A 17,209-nucleotide genomic window follows, 5' to 3' on the forward strand; every position below is an offset into this window, starting at 1 on the left:
GTAATGCAGAGAATAAAATTTATATATAGCGCTAAAATTGAAATCGTAACTCAAAAATAAATCATCCTGAAAACGCATGCAACAGCCATTTATTATCTGGTAGTTTATTGACTATAAGTGGCATAAATACGCCTAAAATCGGAAAGCTATTTTTGCCGTAACCGCAACGCAATCGTTTTCCATGGAAGCCTTGCCATTAGCGGCCGGACACTGCTGTTCCTTTAAAACTGCATCGCCTTTTTCAGGAAATCAGCCTTGCGCCGCCTGGATACTTCTACCTGTGCGCCATCGCTCATCAGGGCAAAACCGCCTTCTCCCTGGATATAGGATTGCATCTGCTGCAGGTTGATCAGATGCGAGTTATGCACCCGGAAAAAATCCACCTCTCCCAGCAATTCCTCAAATTCTTTCAAGGGCCGGGATACCATCAGGTTCTTTTTATCAGTGAAGAAGATGCGGGTGTAATTACCCGTAGACTCGCACCGTACAATGCTTTGTACGGGCATAAATACCAGTCCGTTGATAGTGGGCAAGGCAATTTTTTTGTGGGACTGCTGTATAGTTTTCATGTTTTGCAGGAACACATCCATCGGGGACAGGTTGCTGTCGTCCTTACGGCGTTGCTGCTTTTTTTCCCGGCACTTGTCCAGTGCATCCTGCAATTCCTTTACACTGAAAGGTTTGAGGAGATAATCCAGGGCGTTGAATTTGATGGCCTTGAGCGCATATTGTTCATAGGCAGTGGTAAAGATGACATCAAACCCCACTTTATCAAACTGCTTCAGTAACTCAAATCCGTTCTGGTGAGGCATTTCCACATCCAGGAAAACCAGATCGGGATGGAGTTCATCCACCAGTTCCTTTGCTTCCTTTACTCCTTTGGCTGATCCTATTACTTCTACGCCCGGGCACTTCCTGACTAACATTGTTTGCAAGGCATCAATACAATGTTGCTCATCATCAACGATGATAGCTTTAATGTCGCTCATGCTGTGGTAGGTTTAGCGGTACGGCCTCCGGCCGTCCGTTTTTTATTTATGCTAAAATATGAATTCGGCGGGTAAAATAATAGTCACCAGCGTACCGGCCGGTTCGCCGGCCGTATCCGCCAGGTCGGTGACCGTTACGCTAGCCTCTTTGTTATTGATTTTACGGATCAGATCAATCCTTCCCTCAGTCACTTTCATGCCTACGGAATTATGCATCTTCCCTTTCTTTTCCTTTATTTCCATAGCTTTCTGGCGGCCGATACCATTATCCGTAATGGAACATACCAGGCACCTGTCCTGCAGTACAATGTCGATATCGAGCAGGCCCTTGCCGTTGTGTTTGTGCACCAATCCGTGCCAGATCGCGTTTTCCACATAGGGTTGCAGGATCATCGGCGGAATGAGCACCTCCTCATCGTTGATGTCCGGACCTATGCGGATACTGTATTCGAAGATACCGTTGCAGCGGAGCGATTCCAGGTCGAGATACAGCCGTAGGGATTCCAGTTCCTTATTAAGCGTTACAAACGTATGCTGTGTATTATCGAGGATCAGGCGCATGAGGCGGGAGAATTTAGTCAGGTAATCTGACGCTTCTTCCTGGTTGTTACTCCATATATAACGGTGGATAGAGCTGAGGGAGTTGAAGATAAAGTGCGGATTCATCTGGGAGCGCAGGGATCTTAACTCCAGTTGCAGCGTTTGTTTGTTGGCTTCCAGGTTGCGGTGACGGATATAAAAGAAGCCGCCGATGATGGCCATCAGCAGAAAACCTGCCAGGGCGAAGATGAACATGACATTCCGTTTGGTCTTCAGTTCATTCACCACCTTTTCATGTTCCAGTGTTTTAATCTGGTTGTCTTTCCGGTCCACCTCATAGATAGCCTGCATTTGTTTTAACGCCATGGCTGATTTTTCATTGAGGATACTGTCTTTGTACAACAATGATTTGTCGGCCGCCTCCAGGGACCCCCGGAAGTCGCCACTAGCCCTATAATCGGCCGCCAGCGCCTTATAAGCCTCCATGAGCATGGATTTAAAGCCCCAAAACACGCTCAGGTCAATGGATTGCTGCATATACCTGCGGGCCTCTTCATGTTTGTTTTGTGCACTCAGGAGCTTGCCGATATTCAGATAACTTTCTGCCACGTGCACCTTATCATCTACCTTATCATTTACTACCAGGGCTTTCTGCAGGTATACCATGGCGGTGGCATAATCCTTTTTTTCTTTATAGGCAGCGCCGAGGGCGTTATAGCAGATCGCCATTCCCGTAGGATTGTCTATTTTCTGGTTGGCCGTCAGTGAGCGGTGGTAGTACTGGATAGCCAGGTCCAGTTTATTTTGTCCCTGGTAGGCATATCCCAGGTTACCGAGGTTAATGGCTACGCCAAGGTCGTTATGACTTTGTTCTTCCAGCTTCAGTGCCCGGTTGAAATGGCGGATAGCGTCTTCATAATTTTCCGCCGTCAGCTGGATATTACCGATGCTGTTGGTGGCTACGCAGACATTACGGACATCGTTGATTTGTTCCGCCAGTTGCAGGGCGCGGAGGTGGTAGTCGAATGCCTGTTGCAGCTTATCCTGCCGGCGGCTGTCCACTCCGGCGTTGTTATACGAAAGGCTCATCAGCAGGGTATCGTTGGCATCTTCCGCGTATTTGATGGCTTTTTCATGATAGTCTTCCGCCACCAGGTACTGGGATTTGTTTCTTTTAGCGGTACCCAGTTCATTATAGAGGAGTGCCAGGCTCCTGGAGGAGCGGAGTTTATGTGCCAGCGGGAGGGCTTCCTGCCAGAAGAGGTTTTCCGACCTGTCGAAAAAGCGGCTGTATTGTTTGCCGGCTTTGATGAGCAAAGACACCTTTGCCGTATCGTTAGGCAATGTCCGTATAGAGTCGAGGGTGCGGCAAGCCCGCAGGGAATCCTGTGAGGAAGCGATCCAGGTAGCTCCCAGGAGGAGCCAGCCTAAAAAGAACAGACTTTTTATAGACATTGGCTGAAATGTGACCCCAATTTAAGAAGAATTACGAATTACGAATTTGGGGATACCTGTGAACAAGGGGATTTTTCGCCCATCATGGAGAAAAAAGCGAAAGGGCGAAAGAATTCGCCCCTTCTTCCTATTAACCGAATACACCTACTGAAAATATGGAACAGTCATGGCAAGCCATGCCATCCCACATTTCTCTTTATGCCTTAGGCAAAGCGGGAATACAGCCGTGCCGGGCGGAATTATATATATCGTTAAGTTCAATAATCGGTTAATAGCAAAGGTTTTGTGGATATAGTGTACAAATAAGACTTTCATAAGACAGCGATATTTTATTCGCTGAAGCGATCACAATTTCAATGGTTGTCTTATTGCATGTTTATGCGGGCTGGCATAGGCCGGTCGCGCGCAAACATTGCCCACCTCAATAACCTTGATATTTCAGTTCCGATAAGGTTAAAGCATGGAAAACCCCGTCAAGTTGGCGACATAGTTTTGCATACAAATAAATAGCAGGAAATTCTTCAGGATGTGGAAAATTATTGGGATAGTCCGCTGGTGGTTGGGCAGGGACAAGGCAAATGTATAAAAGACTTTTAATAAAAGAAAATATTATTTCATGAAGTATGGGCCAATGTGGCATCTTCCACCCATTGCATCACGAGGTCCATCTGATCTTCCCGGCTTAACTGGCTGTTATCCAGTATAATAGCATCCTCTGCTTTGCGGAGGGGACTGATTTCGCGGTTCGCATCGATGTAGTCTCTCAGTTCCAGGTTTTGTTTTACTTCATCGATGGTAATATTCTTGTTCTTTTCGTACAGTTCTTTGAAGCGGCGTTCTACCCGGATAGAGATATCGGCGGTCATGAAGATTTTGAGTTCAGCGTGCGGGAATACCACGGTACCGATATCGCGGCCATCCATGACGATGCCTTTGCGGGCGCCCATCTTTTTCTGCTGGGCGACGGCAAATTCCCGTACTTCTTTTACCGCGGCCACCTCGCTCACTTTTTCTGCCACGAGCATTTCGCGGATCAGGTGTTCTACATTTTCTTCGTTGAGGTGCATTTCGCTGGCGCCGGAAAGCGGGTTGTATTCAAACTCGAGGTGTATATCTGACAAGGCAGCTACTACTGCCGGCTGGGAGGTCCAGTCCACGCGGTTTTGCAGGAAATACAGCGTAATTGCACGATACATGGCGCCACTGTCTATATAGACATAATCCAGCTTCTTAGCCAGTTGTTTTGCCAACGTACTTTTGCCACAGGAAGAGTAGCCATCTATCGTGATAATTATTTTTTTCAACCTTGCCTTTTTAGACCGCCTACAGATATAACCTCACAAAATTGAGGGAATTATGCGAAAAAAGCAAAACAAACCTTATGGTATCACTACCACTTTGCAGGTGTAGGCTACTTTCTGGGTGTCTTTATTGTAAAGCACCATGAAGTAGGTACCGGCAGGCAGGTTGCTGACGCTGATGTCATTGTCCTGGTGTACATCGTATTCACGCATTACCTGGCTCCAGGTATCGCGGAGCTGCATCATCAGCGGTCCTCTTACACCACGGATACGTACCTTGAAATTGCCGTTGTTCGGGTTGGGGAATACATCGATTTGTACAAATGGCGGTACCGCCCTGATTTCGGAATAGACTTCCTTGCCATTGCGGGAGACGGCTTTGATACGGTAGTAGGTCCAGCCGTCGTAGTCGTTGAGGTCCTGCAGTGTGTAACTTAATGGCACATTGCTGTTGCCGTTGACCGCCTTGGTAGGCACCGTGGCTATACGGGAGAAGACCTCTTCCCTTTCGTAGCGGCGTTCCACTTCAAACAGCAGGTTGTTGACTTCGCGGCGGGTAGTCCAATCGAGCTGCACCATCAGTGGTGCTATACGGTAGGCTTCGAAGCTGAGGAAATCGGCCGGTTTGGATTTGCCGACGAGGATTGTTTTAGCGAAGTATTCATTGGCGCCGAGGCCGGTGAACACACGCATATGCATGGTAGCCGGCGTAGCCAGGCCATTGGTGGTAAGAATACCGGGTTTAGGCACGGCAGGCAGAAAAGGTACCTGGTCCCATACTCCGCTGATAAAGCGGGTAATATAGCTGCTATCGCGTTCCGCCGCATAGGCCGGCAGTTCGTCCGGGTCCATGTGTTGCAGGATAACCGTAGCATCGCCGCCGGTACCGGCCCGGGTAATTTGCCAGGTTTTGTTAACGAAGCTGTCGGGATAAGCGCGGCCGGCGACTGACAGCGCATATACGCTATCGAAGGCGCGTACGCTGAACATATCCGTTGCGTTATCCAGCAGAATAGCCGCCGGCGTATAGCTGTTGACGGTAGTGCCTACGGGGAACACCACCTTATTCGCCGCCGTATTGATACCTGTGCGGTAGAGCGCGCCACCGGCAGTACCGGTACCGTTCACTACAAAACTTTGATCGCTGTAGCCGGTGATTGTACCGGGATTGTTTTCGCCTACCTGCAGGTTCCAGCCATTGAGGAAAATATGCCCGGTGGTGAAATGCAGGTTATTCCTGATTTTAAGATCGCTGAGGTCATCCAGGAGCAGGCCGGCGTTGTTGTTGATCTGCAGGTTGGGGAAGCTGCTCCCCTGCTTCGCCGCCAGGCTGTAGTTGCCAAAGATTACCTGTTGTCCGACATTGCCATACAGCGGGTTCTGCCCCAGAAAAACGAATTTACCGCCGGTACCGGAGTAGCCGTCGGTGCTTTCATCGGGCAACGTAGCAGCGTTGCCGTTAGTCCATTTTTTACTGAGGAAATAAAGGGTAGCCGAAGGATTGGAGCCCAGGATACCGTTGTTGATGAGATCTGAAAAGACACCTGAGTTACCGGAAAGCCATACGGAAGCGCCATCAGGGATGAAGACGCCCTGTTGAGCAGTTGCCGGGATCGTGAGCCCAAGCAATAGTATGACGATGATAAGTAGTTGTTTTTTCAAAATTGAATTTTATTGAATGATGGTAACGTTGAATTTGGTGCTGGGGAAGCCGGCACCGCCGGTTCCGGTATTGACAAAGGCCACCCGGATAGTATTGGTGTTAACAACTCTTACCCATGAAATGACAACAGTATTAGAAGTAAGATCTACCGTTGGGTTCAGGATTACCGTTGCGGCGCTCAACAGGGAAGGCGTACCGGTGGGCGTAGTAAAATCCTGAGTTGTTTGTGTTCGCTGGGTAAAATTGCTACAGCTGATATTCACCTGAAACTTAAACATGCCGGAGAACACTGTTCCACCAGATCCCATTTTAAAATCACCGTTGACATCCAAGGCCGCCGCCGGGCTACTCGTTCTGATACCCAGCTCTTTCGCGCCCCTGTCCCAATAGAAATTATCCGAGTCCTGTCCAACCTCTGAAGTAGCGTCACTGGTTTGGTTTCCGAAAATGACGCCTCCGTTACCGATTATCTTATCACCCTGTGTGGTTATCATTTTATACCATGGGTTGGTGGGAGGGCCAGGAGCCAATGGTTTCACAGCTCCTTTCCATTCTCTGACAGCCAGGGTATTTTTATCAAAATAAAGGTGGGTAGTGAAGTTGCCGGACCTGAAGGCGAGTACGCTCCAGGCATGGGCCCCGCTGGGCCCAGTCACGGGACCAAAGTCTACGGGTCCAGCTCCTGTATTGCCAGGCAATGGGCCTTGCCAGATTTTCATGCGGTACCGCTCATCCGGCACATCTGCATTACGGATATCTGTGCTCTCCAGCGTACCGTAAGTTGCGCCACCATTAACATCTTCACCCGGGATATACATTTGGGAGGCTGCATTCCATTTCAGTATTTCGCCGTCCTTAGGAGCGGTGGTGGCCACCGGGTTATTCTGGATTTTATTGGCGTTCCAGATGTTTTTGGCGCTGTCTACGTTGATGATCCACGTTCTGTCGGCAGAGAGATCCTGCTCACCAGCTGCAGCAAAATTAATCACGCCTGTTCCTGCCTGCAGCTTTATTTTACGGCTGAACAGGGCATTTTGGGTGACGATGACATCGCCGGTAGCGTTAATGGACAGGGTTTTGTTGTTTGCTGTGCCTGGCGTGACGGTCGCTATGTTGGTGAGGCGTAGTCCGGAAGTAAAGGTGGTTTCACCCAGGTCAACAGACTGGCCTGTTATTTCCACTCTGTTTTTAGGAATGGTAGTTCCCATCCCAAGTTTGGACATGATCGTTACATCGCCTGCTACTTTTAAGTCTTTCCCAATGTCGCCATAGCCATCAATATTGAAACTGGCGGGCTTCTGCAAGGTAGTCCCATTAACGATAAAATTCCCGGTAGCACCTGTTGGTGCTTTCGGTTCCCATTGGGTACCGTTGAAAGTCAGCACCTGGTTAGCGGCAGGCGTAGTCGTAGATATCGGGTAAGTAGCTAATTTGGCTGCATTCCAGATAGTCGCGTCGTTATCGGCATCGAGGGTAAAAGAAGGATTCGTACTGAGGTCTTTTGTTGCATTAGTAGAGGCTTTCATACCCGTACCGGCCTGTAAACTCAGTTTACTGGCATAGGGCAGGTAAAAAGTGCTGTAATCCGTAGCAACCGGTGCTATATTTCCGGCGGCATCAGGTGTACGACCAGCGAAGGTGAGTATGCCGGTATTACTGATAACGCCTGCCGGGCTTATATTAATACCATTGCCGGCGGAAAAAGTAAAATCCGCCACCTTTTTCCATGTACCATTTGCTTTAATGTAGAGACATTTTTCAGTTACATCCGTTACATATACAAACATACCGTCAGCGGCGTTGAACAGTGCGCCGCCAGCGGTGATAGCGCTTTTAGGCACTCTGTTCAGCAACAGGCCCTGGCTATCACTGTTGAGTTCCAGCAACGCTTCTTTTTTCAGTTGCGTTGGCTGAAGTCCCAGTTTCATTTGTTGTGCAGTGGTCCGGACTGAAAACAGGAGTCCCAGCCCCCATAAGGGTAAGTATCTTAAAACAGTCATCTTCATAAATTAATTACATGGAAATCGGCAGGGCAATACAAACGGTCATGTATACACGCATAACTACGTATATACATGACCGTTATTTCCTATTTTCTGATGATAAACCAGTTGGTACCGTCAGATTGCAGGGTTACGAAAGTCCAGTTGTTATAGATGAAGTAGTCTGTGCCGTCTTCTATTTTTTCAGTTCCGCCTGCGGTAAGGATTTGTAAGGAGTTATCCAGTGTACCGCCAATTTTTTTGATGGTAATCACCCGTCCTGTTCTGCCAGCAGCGGAGAGCAGTGTTATCGTGCGGTTTCCGGCGGTGCAGTCCATCAGGATCGTATTATCCGCATCCGTCATGGCATAATTACCGGATTGACGGGTAATATTGAGGGACATGGAGCCGGCCACCTGCAGCGTAGAGTTGGCGGTAGTAGCGAGATCGCCTACCATTACTTTGGAACCTGCATTCACATCGTTCTCAAATTTCTTAGGGCCTTTGAAAGTCTGATCAGTATTGGTTACCAGACCTCTGTCAACCGTTGGTGCAGCCGTAGGAATGTGAAGGGTCAGTGTATTGGTAGCAGCGTCTTCTTTATAGTGTACATCAGGACCATCGGTGCCGTTGGCGAATTGTCTGAATGCCGCAGTAGGCAATTTCTTTTGGATCACTTCACCGGTAGTACCCAACATAAGGACATTTACATCCGCATCAGTAGCGTTGGCTACGCTGCCGAGGGTTACTTTGCCTTTCAGTTCGGAGGTAGTGCCTACCTGTAAGGATTTGCCGATTACCGCGTCATCTTTCAGGTTGGAAGCACCGTTAACGGTCAGGCCGGAGTTGATGGTACCACCATTTTCAACGGTGATGCTGCCTTTGAAGGTTTTATTACCACCAATGTTCTGGGCAGTAGCGGTCAGCGCGCCGGGATTGTTTTCGTCTGCAGCGTGCAGCACCACATTCTGAACTTTATTCGCGTCGAGTGCGATACTGAGACCTTCGGCAACAGGCGTAGTGCTGAAAGAGCCTACCAGTATTTTGGTGGCGTTATCAAAGCGTTTCCAATCGTCCATGGAGAGCAGACCTGCTTTTTTCAGACCGTCCTGGGTAACAATGCTCAGGGTATGTACACCGGCAACTGATGAAAATTTATAATCTGCCGCATCGTCTGTTTCGAGTTTTTGTTTATCACCTGTTTCTCCATTGATAGAATATATGGCAGTTGTGAAAGCTGATTCACTGATTTTGCGTTTGGACACCTGGCCGGTAGCAGGATCTACCAACAGTACGTCTACACCTGCCGTCACCAGATCCAGTTTTTTCAGGAAGGCATAACCATTATCGATGATCAGCCCTTCTACGCCCTGGCCTTTCAGTACCAGTGGTGTAGCGCCGGTAGTACCCACGAAGCTGCCTGCCGGGGCATCATTACCGGTGAGTTTCCAGTTGCTGGTGGCATCCTTATCGTTTGCCATTTTTTCCCAGGCGTTGTTTCTTCTCACATAGAGCCCTTTTTCGCTGGCTTTGGTTGGGTCGGTAGGTGCGTAATACACGATCATACCATCCGGAGGTGTCAGGTTGTCGATATCAGAAAAGGTGGTGAGGCGGGGGAGCAACAGACCTTGTCTGTCTGATTGCAGTTCCAGTACGGAGGCTTTATTGATCTTGGTAGGTTGGTCGCCTACTTTGAGCTGTGCATGGACATCTGCTGCCAACAGGACAAAGCTTCCCAGTAAAACACCGCGGAATGCGACATGTAGAGATTTAGTCATTGGTATAAGGATAAATAGTTAAAATGATCTTCCAGTAGGCCACGCATGGGGTGGACTTTATTTAAGTTCGTGTGTTCGGTTATAAGGAAGTCAGTCTAAAGATATAGGCAAATTTATTATATGTATAAGAACTATATGTATATAATATTCTCATACACCAAACAATAGAGGTATATATTATTTTATGTGACAAAAGTATGTATTATAAATTTTCCAAAAATGACACTATTATGCTATATTTTATATTTTAATAATATTTTGTATACCTGATTTTTACCAGGTATTTGGGGGCTGCGATCGATTTCAACTTAACAAGTATGGGGTGTAGAAGCCCGACAGGCCTTCAAATTATCTTGAAAGCAGACAGGTTAACATTTTCATGTGAGTGCGGGGGTATTACGACATACAGCGAGGGGTTATGCCGGGTAAGGTGCAGCGGGTATCCCCCAGGATAGCTGCCCAACGAAACAGGAGGCATTGCGTCATAAAGTACAGGGCAATGACGGCATAAAACAATCGGCAGGCATCTGCCTAAAAAAATAAAAAACGGCTGCCAGTAGAAAGGCAGCCGTTTATGGATAATACTATTGCGTTGTTAATTACGCTTCAGATTTTTCTGATTTGCTTTTAGAAGAGTTGTTCTTCAAAGTGAATATCAGTTTTTGGTTTTCCTTATCGAGGTCAGCGACGAGGATATCACCATCATGAATGTTCATATTGAGGATTTCTTCCGCCAGCGGGTCTTCCAGGTATTTCTGGATGGCCCTGTGGAGTGGTCTGGCGCCAAACTGCTGATCGTAGCCTTTATCTGCCAGGAAGCCTTTTGCTTCGTCTGTCAGCTCCAGGCTGAAGCCCAGGTTATTGAGGCGTTTGAGCACGCTCTTCATCGTGATATCGATGATGGTATAGATGTGTTCTTTGCTCAGTGAGTTAAAGATGATCACATCATCGATTCTGTTCAGGAATTCCGGAGAGAAGGTCCGTTTCAGTGCTTTTTCGATCACTGATTTGGTATTTTCTTCTTCGCTCATGGATTTTGCCGAGGTAGTGAACCCTACGCCGGCGCCGAAGTCTTTCAACTGGCGGGCACCGATGTTGGAGGTCATGATGATGAGGGTATTTTTAAAGTCCACCTTACGGCCGAGGCCATCGGTGAGGATACCGTCATCCAGTACCTGCAGCAAGAGGTTATAAATATCCGGGTGTGCTTTTTCGATTTCATCGAGCAGGATCACGGAGTAAGGTTTGCGACGAACTTTTTCCGTCAGCTGACCGCCTTCTTCGTAACCAACATAACCCGGAGGCGCGCCGATGAGGCGGCTTACGGAGAATTTCTCCATGTATTCGCTCATATCGATACGGATGAGAGCTTCATCAGAGTCGAACATGTAGCGGGCCAGGGATTTGGCCAGTTCCGTTTTACCCACGCCAGTAGGACCGAGGAAGATAAAGGTACCGATTGGTTTTTTCGGGTCTTTCAGGCCTACGCGGTTACGCTGGATGGCTTTAGTGACTTTGCTGATAGCATCGTCTTGTCCCACCACGGCGCCTTTGAGGTCTTCGCCCATGCGGCGGAGTTTCTCAGTTTCGGCCTGAACCATCCTTTTAACGGGGATGCCGGTCATCATGCTCACTACTTCCGCGATCGCTTCTTCATCGATCGGGTAGCGTTTATGTTTCACTTCTTCTTCCCACATGGCTTTAGCGCGTTCCAGGTCTTCACCCAGTTTCTTTTCCGTATCGCGCAGCGCAGCGGCTTCTTCGAAGCGTTGACTTTTAACGACTTTATTTTTCTCCTGTTTGATATCTTCTATCTGTTTTTCCAGATCGAGGATATTTTGCGGCACATTGATGTTTTTAAGGTGAACGCGGGCGCCTACTTCATCGAGCACGTCGATAGCCTTGTCGGGCAGCAGACGGTCGGTCATGTAGCGGTCGCTCAGTTTCACGCAGGCATCGATGGCAGCGTCGGAGTAGCTTACGTTATGGTATTCTTCATAACGGGGCTTGATATTATTGAGGATCTGTATGGTCTCATCCACGCTGGGTGGTTCTACCATTACTTTCTGGAAACGGCGGTCCAGTGCGCCGTCTTTTTCGATATACATGCGGTATTCGTCCAGTGTGGAGGCGCCGATGCATTGGAGTTCGCCTCTGGCGAGGGCAGGTTTAAAGATATTGGAAGCGTCCAGCGAGCCGGAAGCGCCACCAGCGCCCACGATAGTATGAATTTCATCGATGAACAGGATTACATCGCGGTTCTTTTCGAGTTCATTCATAATCGCTTTCATCCTTTCCTCGAACTGGCCGCGGTATTTGGTACCGGCTACCAGGGCGGCGAGGTCCAGGCTTACCACGCGTTTGTCGAACAGTACGCGGGACACTTTGCGTTGCACGATGCGCAGGGCAAGGCCTTCCACGATAGCTGTTTTACCCACGCCGGGTTCGCCGATCAGGATAGGGTTGTTCTTTTTACGGCGGGACAGGATCTGTGAAACGCGTTCAATTTCCTGTTCGCGGCCAACTATCGGGTCCAGGCTGCCACTTTCGGCCAGCTTGGTGATGTCTCTACCAAAGTTATCCAGTACAGGTGTCTTGGATTTGGTATTGGTTTGTTTGGCTTTGGATGCAAAACTTTTGCGTTCATCTTCGAACTCCTCTTCACCCGGATCGTCGAATTCGGATTTGGGATCGGCAGATTTTACAAAGCCCAGTTCGTTTTTAAAAGTATCGTAATCCACGTCAAATTGTTGTAAGATTTGAGTACAAACGTTTTCTTTGTTCTTGAGGATGGAAAGCATGAGGTGTTCGGTTTCCACAGTAGCGCTTTTCAGTGCTTTTGCTTCCAGTACCGTTACCCGGATGACTTTCTCAGCCTGTCTGGTGAGGGGTAGACTGTTAATATTGGCAATATTCTTCCCAGTCTTATCTTTTACAGCCAATTCTACTTCTTTACGTAATTCGTACAGGTCTACGTTTAAAGCTTGCAGAATCTTTACGGCCGTGCCTTCGCCTTCGCGGATAATACCCAACAGCAGGTGTTCAGTACCGATGAAATCATTCCCCAGGCGTAAAGCTTCCTCTCTGCTGAACGAAATGATCTCCTTAACTTGCGGTGAAAAATTCTGGTCCATTGTGAGAATATTAAATGATCAAAAACCCTTACGGGGGCTTGCTTATACAATAATAACGAATAATTCTGAACTTAGATTATCACGCTATTTACTTTAGTTGAAGTTATTCCTTTTTTGCACTCCAACAACCTACACTTTAATAGTATAAGATTTATTTTTGTGTTGAAAGCGGGGATAGCATTCAAAATTACTTACGAGGAAAAAGCGGCTTTTGTTTTTGATCTCCTTTTTATTTAGTTTTTAATAGGCTGGGTTTCCCTCTTTAAATCGATTTTTTTTTACTAAATGTATAAAACAACGTCCAACGCATGAAATTCAAAATTGATACCAAAGAAAAAATTGTTGTTTTTTGTCCTGAAGAACCTGCATTGGATGCTAATTTGTCAGCCGAACTGATCTCCACGCTGGATTCCCTGCCGGAGCTGGAGACCCGCAATCTCATACTGGATCTTACTTTCGTCGAAAAATACGACCCCTCAACGGCACAGGTCATTTTAACAGTATACCAAAATATCTATGACAAGGGCCGTTCCTGTGCGCTTACCGGCGTTAACAACGCCTTAACGAAGGAGCTGAAGACCGAAGGCGGCGATATGCTGAACATCGCTCCCACCCTGGCGGAGGCCATAGACCTCGTTATGATGGAAGAGCTGGAAAGAGAGCTCCTGGACGGACTGGATTGATAAAAAAGGCGCCGTTTCCCGTTGTAGCCGGCAAAAGCCGGTCAGGGCGGGAGCAGGCAGCGAAACGTTTCATATTATGTTTGCAGTAACAATATTAGGCAATAACTCTGCTATCCCCACGCTGGACAGGCACCCCACCGCACAGATCGTTACCTGTGACGAACAGCTGCTGCTGGTAGATTGTGGCGAAGGTACCCAGCTCCGCATCGCCCAATACCGTATTAAGCGCAGTAAAATCAGGTATATCTTCATCAGCCACCTGCATGGCGATCATTATTTCGGGCTCATTGGCCTGTTAAACACGCTGAATCTGATGGGGCGAACCGAACCTCTCAGCCTGTATGCCCCACCGGAACTGGAACCTATCATACAGCTGCAGCTGGACTGTTCCGGTACCCAGTTACAATATGAGCTGTCCTTTGTACCGCTGCAGGCCGGTTACAGCGGGATTATCCTGGAAGACAAGGAGCTGACCGTACATTGTTTTCCCGTACAGCACCGTATTTCCTGCTTTGGTTTTTCTTTCACCATGCAGAAAAAGAAGCGGAAACTGATACCCGAACAAGCCCGGGCCTACGAAATTCCGGCCGCCTACTACAGTAAACTGCAGGAAGGAGCCGATTACGAGCGAAAAGACGGCAGTATCGTTAAAAATGACTGGGTAACGCTGCCGCCGGCCAAAGGCAAGCGGTATGTATATTGTGCCGACACGCTGTATGATCCAGGCCTGCTGCCCTGGGTAAAAGAGGCGGACCTGGTGTATCATGAGACCACGTATCTGCATGACCTGGAAACCCGTGCAGCAGAGCGGTATCACAGCACCAGCGTACAAGCCGCCACCCTGGCTGCTTCAGCGGCCGCCAAACGGCTGCTGATCGGTCATTTTTCTTCAAAATACACAGATTTACAACCTTTCCTGGATGAGACAAGGCCTGTTTTTCCGGCCACAGACATTGCGGAAGAGGGAGTTACCTATTATATTTAGGGATTTACGAATTTTGGAATTTACGGATTTTGGGATTTAAAAAAGCGAAGACCTGAGCAAATAACATAGCTCAGGTCTTCGCTTTTTTAAATCCCAAAATTCGTAAATCCGTAAATATCTAAATTCCTAAATGTTTCAGGTATTCGCCGATCTGGCGGTAGAGCGCATCTGTAGCGGGAACTACCGGCAGCCGGAATTGATTTTCCATAATACCGGCGTGACTCAGGAACGCTTTGATACCGGCAGGATTGTTTTCGGAGAACATCAGATCAAAGCCCTGCAACATTTTGTAGTTGAGCGTGCGGGCAGCAGGGAAGTTATTTTCCAGGGCTGCCTTTACCAGGGCGGAGAAGTCTTTCGCAAAATAGTTGGCAGCCACGGAGATGACGCCATCCATGCCGCAGGCCAGCTGTGCCAGAGCGAGTGCATCGTCGCCGCTGATCACGAGGAAGTCCTTCGGTTTATCGCGGATAATCTGCATGCACTGTACCATATCGCCGGAAGCTTCTTTCATGGCCACGATATTTTCCACCTCATGCGCGAGGCGCAGGGTAGTTTCCGCTGTCATATTACGGCCGGTACGACCGGGTACGTTGTAGAGTATGATAGGCTTCGGAGAAGCGGCCGCGATGGTTTTGTAGTGCTGAAAGATACCTTCCTGTGTAGGTTTGCTGTAGTAGGGAGCCACGCTGAGGATAGCAGCGGCTTCGTCCAGCGGGCATTTTTCCAGTCGTTTTACCACATCACGGGTATTATAATCGCCGATGCCGACTACCACCGGCACCCGCTTCGACACCTTTTCGAAAGTGAATTTTATCAAATCCAGCTTTTCATCTGCAGAGAGAGTAGGCGTTTCGCCGGTAGTTCCTAAAGTAACCACGTAGTTGACGCCGCCATCAATCACATAATTGATCAGCTTTTCCAAAGCATTCCAGTCTATGCTTTCATCTGCTTTAAAGGGTGTAACCAAAGCCACCCCGGTGCCTTTTAACTGTTCCATGTGTTTTTACGGGAAAAAATAAAAATTCGAATTCCGAAGGCCGAAATTCGAATTTTTTATTGTGATCTCTAAATTTTTTTTAGTGTTCTTCGTAAAAACCCATGCGGGAGAACTTATCGATACGTTGTTCGATGCGTACATCCGGATCGATTTTTTTCAGTTCAGCCAGTGTTTCTTTGATCTTTGTTTTCAGGATGGTGGCCATTTCATCCGGGTTTACGTGGGCGCCGCCGAGTGGTTCGCGGACCAGGCCGTCTACCAGTCCAAACTGGCTCATATAGTCGGAAGTAAGTTTCAGTTCTTCCGCCGCTTTTTCTTTGAAGTTCCAGCTACGCCAGAGGATAGTGGAGCAGTTCTCCGGGGAGATCACGGTATACCAGCTGTTTTCCAGCATTAATACACGGTCGCCGATACCGATACCGAGGGCACCGCCGGAAGCGCCTTCCCCGATGATGATACAGATAACCGGTACACGGAGTTTCACCATTTCGAAGAGATTGCGGGCAATCGCTTCAGCCTGGCCTCTTTCTTCCGCTTCCAGGCCCGGGTAAGCGCCGGGAGTATCGATGAGCGTTACAATGGGCTTGTTGAATCTTTCCGCCAGTTTCATGAGACGGAGTGCTTTACGGTAGCCTTCAGGGTTGGCCATACCAAAGTTCCTGAGCTGACGCATTTTTGTGTTCACCCCTTTCTGCTGACCGATAAACATGACGGTTTCTCCATCCAGGTCAGCGAAGCCACCTACCATGGCCTTGTCGTCCTTCACATTCCGGTCGCCGTGCAGTTCCATAAAATTGGTGCACATTTTTTCGATATACGCCAAAGTATAGGGCCTATCCGGATGGCGGCTGAGCAATACGCGCTGATATGGGGTGAGGTGGGTGTAGATGTTGAGACGGGTGTCTTCTATTTTCTGCTCGTATTCTTTTACAGTAGCAGAAACATCTACCCCGGATTTTTCACCATTCTCCTTCAGCTTAGCCAGCTGCTCATATAAATCCGCGATAGGTTTTTCGAAATCCAGGAATTGCATAATTAGTTTAATTGGTTAAAGATCGGGTGTAAAGATAGTGCTGAAAATTTTTTTTAAAAAAGATTTGCTTAATTGGGAACTTTGTTGCTATCTTTGCAATCCCAAAACGGAACAACATAACGGATTGGGATACAAAAAGATAGCTGGTTACAGCAATTATTTTTGAAGGATTGGTAGTTCAGTCGGTTAGAATGCCGCCCTGTCACGGCGGAGGTCGCGGGTTCGAGTCCCGTCCAGTCCGCGGAATTAAAGGAATAGACGTTGGTCTATTCCTTTTTCTTTTTCTTTTAAATATAGAGTAGGGGCAGGTTCCAGAGCGGCCAAATGGGGCGGACTGTAAATCCGCTGTCTTTCGACTTCATAGGTTCGAATCCTATCCTGCCCACCAGACCGGACAAGCGATTGTCCGGTTTTTTTGTTTTTTAGCGATATCACTACCCCCCGAGTCTCCCATCCAATAACGCATTCCCCGTTCAAGAGAAGAGCCAGCGTGTTCTAATTATTGTCCAATCAACTACCAGATAGTTTACAAGTGCCCCTTCTTCCTTTACATAAGGAACATATCAACTTATTGGAAAATAATTTATATTGTTGAAATTATACCGTCAATATAAATTTTGCTACTGTACTGTTTGATTCAACATATGCGGTATAAAATGTTCAGAA

At 47.9% G+C, this 17,209-nt stretch carries 11 protein-coding genes and 2 tRNA genes; 4 read left to right on the forward strand and 9 right to left on the reverse strand.

From position 1 onward, the window contains the following. Nucleotides 1-221 precede the first annotated feature (221 nt). From ICL07_RS08910 to ICL07_RS08940, 7 genes are all read right to left on the reverse strand, one after another. A complete protein-coding gene (locus ICL07_RS08910) occupies nucleotides 222-989 on the reverse strand; it encodes a LytR/AlgR family response regulator transcription factor (protein ID WP_188087561.1) in 768 nt (255 codons plus the stop codon). A 51-nt stretch (nucleotides 990-1,040) separates the two neighbouring features. After that, on the reverse strand, nucleotides 1,041-2,984 hold the full coding sequence (locus ICL07_RS08915; protein WP_188087562.1) for a tetratricopeptide repeat-containing sensor histidine kinase: 1,944 nt from the start codon (nucleotides 2,982-2,984) through the stop codon (nucleotides 1,041-1,043). A 614-nt stretch (nucleotides 2,985-3,598) separates the two neighbouring features. Then, entirely contained in the window at nucleotides 3,599-4,288 is a 690-nt protein-coding gene (gene cmk / locus ICL07_RS08920; RefSeq protein ID WP_188087563.1) for a (d)CMP kinase, read from the reverse strand. 75 nt (nucleotides 4,289-4,363) lie between these two features. Then, nucleotides 4,364-5,947 carry a T9SS type A sorting domain-containing protein gene (locus tag ICL07_RS08925; RefSeq protein WP_188087564.1) on the reverse strand — a complete coding sequence of 528 codons (1,584 nt, stop codon included), beginning with the start codon at nucleotides 5,945-5,947 and terminating at the stop codon, nucleotides 4,364-4,366. Nucleotides 5,948-5,956: 9 nt separating this feature from the next. Then, nucleotides 5,957-7,948, reverse strand: coding sequence for a hypothetical protein (locus ICL07_RS08930; protein WP_188087565.1), 1,992 nt, complete (start codon nucleotides 7,946-7,948; stop codon nucleotides 5,957-5,959). Between the two features lie 89 nt (nucleotides 7,949-8,037). Continuing rightward, nucleotides 8,038-9,708 carry a hypothetical protein gene (locus tag ICL07_RS08935; protein ID WP_188087566.1) on the reverse strand — a complete coding sequence of 557 codons (1,671 nt, stop codon included), beginning with the start codon at nucleotides 9,706-9,708 and terminating at the stop codon, nucleotides 8,038-8,040. Between the two features lie 599 nt (nucleotides 9,709-10,307). Continuing rightward, nucleotides 10,308-12,842, reverse strand: coding sequence for an ATP-dependent Clp protease ATP-binding subunit (locus tag ICL07_RS08940; protein ID WP_188087567.1), 2,535 nt, complete (start codon nucleotides 12,840-12,842; stop codon nucleotides 10,308-10,310). Nucleotides 12,843-13,150: 308 nt separating this feature from the next. On the opposite strand from ICL07_RS08940, the gene ICL07_RS08945 reads away from it, so the two are divergent. Then, nucleotides 13,151-13,525 carry an STAS domain-containing protein gene (locus ICL07_RS08945; RefSeq protein WP_188087568.1) on the forward strand — a complete coding sequence of 125 codons (375 nt, stop codon included), beginning with the start codon at nucleotides 13,151-13,153 and terminating at the stop codon, nucleotides 13,523-13,525. Between the two features lie 76 nt (nucleotides 13,526-13,601). After that, the gene (locus ICL07_RS08950; RefSeq protein ID WP_188087569.1) at nucleotides 13,602-14,510 is read left to right on the forward strand and encodes a ribonuclease Z; all 909 of its coding nucleotides are present in this window, start codon (nucleotides 13,602-13,604) and stop codon (nucleotides 14,508-14,510) included. Between the two features lie 118 nt (nucleotides 14,511-14,628). Here ICL07_RS08950 and dapA read toward each other — a convergent pair whose 3' ends face one another. Continuing rightward, nucleotides 14,629-15,510 (reverse strand): 4-hydroxy-tetrahydrodipicolinate synthase, encoded by an 882-nt coding sequence (gene dapA, locus ICL07_RS08955; protein WP_188087570.1) that lies wholly within the window; start codon nucleotides 15,508-15,510, stop codon nucleotides 14,629-14,631. 79 nt (nucleotides 15,511-15,589) lie between these two features. Beyond that, nucleotides 15,590-16,543 carry an acetyl-CoA carboxylase carboxyltransferase subunit alpha gene (locus ICL07_RS08960; protein ID WP_188087571.1) on the reverse strand — a complete coding sequence of 318 codons (954 nt, stop codon included), beginning with the start codon at nucleotides 16,541-16,543 and terminating at the stop codon, nucleotides 15,590-15,592. Between the two features lie 167 nt (nucleotides 16,544-16,710). Between ICL07_RS08960 and ICL07_RS08965 the strand changes: the two genes are divergently transcribed. After that, a tRNA-Asp gene (locus ICL07_RS08965) sits at nucleotides 16,711-16,784 on the forward strand. 61 nt (nucleotides 16,785-16,845) lie between these two features. After that, nucleotides 16,846-16,931, forward strand: a tRNA-Tyr gene (locus tag ICL07_RS08970). Nucleotides 16,932-17,209 lie beyond the last annotated feature (278 nt).

Origin of the sequence: Chitinophaga qingshengii, from assembly GCF_014529935.1 — a bacterium.
Lineage (GTDB): Bacteria > Bacteroidota > Bacteroidia > Chitinophagales > Chitinophagaceae > Chitinophaga > Chitinophaga qingshengii.

Excerpts from the sequence above, each read along its gene's own strand:
- ICL07_RS08945 (WP_188087568.1), top strand. The coding sequence starts at position 13,151 with ATGAAATTCAAAATTGATACCAAAGAAAAAATTGTTGTTTTTTGTCCT.
- ICL07_RS08935 (WP_188087566.1), bottom strand. The coding sequence starts at position 9,708 with ATGACTAAATCTCTACATGTCGCATTCCGCGGTGTTTTACTGGGAAGC.
- ICL07_RS08930 (WP_188087565.1), bottom strand. The coding sequence starts at position 7,948 with ATGACTGTTTTAAGATACTTACCCTTATGGGGGCTGGGACTCCTGTTT.
- ICL07_RS08950 (WP_188087569.1), top strand. The coding sequence starts at position 13,602 with ATGTTTGCAGTAACAATATTAGGCAATAACTCTGCTATCCCCACGCTG.
- dapA (WP_188087570.1), bottom strand. The coding sequence starts at position 15,510 with ATGGAACAGTTAAAAGGCACCGGGGTGGCTTTGGTTACACCCTTTAAA.
- ICL07_RS08940 (WP_188087567.1), bottom strand. The coding sequence starts at position 12,842 with ATGGACCAGAATTTTTCACCGCAAGTTAAGGAGATCATTTCGTTCAGC.
- ICL07_RS08910 (WP_188087561.1), bottom strand. The coding sequence starts at position 989 with ATGAGCGACATTAAAGCTATCATCGTTGATGATGAGCAACATTGTATT.
- ICL07_RS08960 (WP_188087571.1), bottom strand. The coding sequence starts at position 16,543 with ATGCAATTCCTGGATTTCGAAAAACCTATCGCGGATTTATATGAGCAG.
- ICL07_RS08915 (WP_188087562.1), bottom strand. The coding sequence starts at position 2,984 with ATGTCTATAAAAAGTCTGTTCTTTTTAGGCTGGCTCCTCCTGGGAGCT.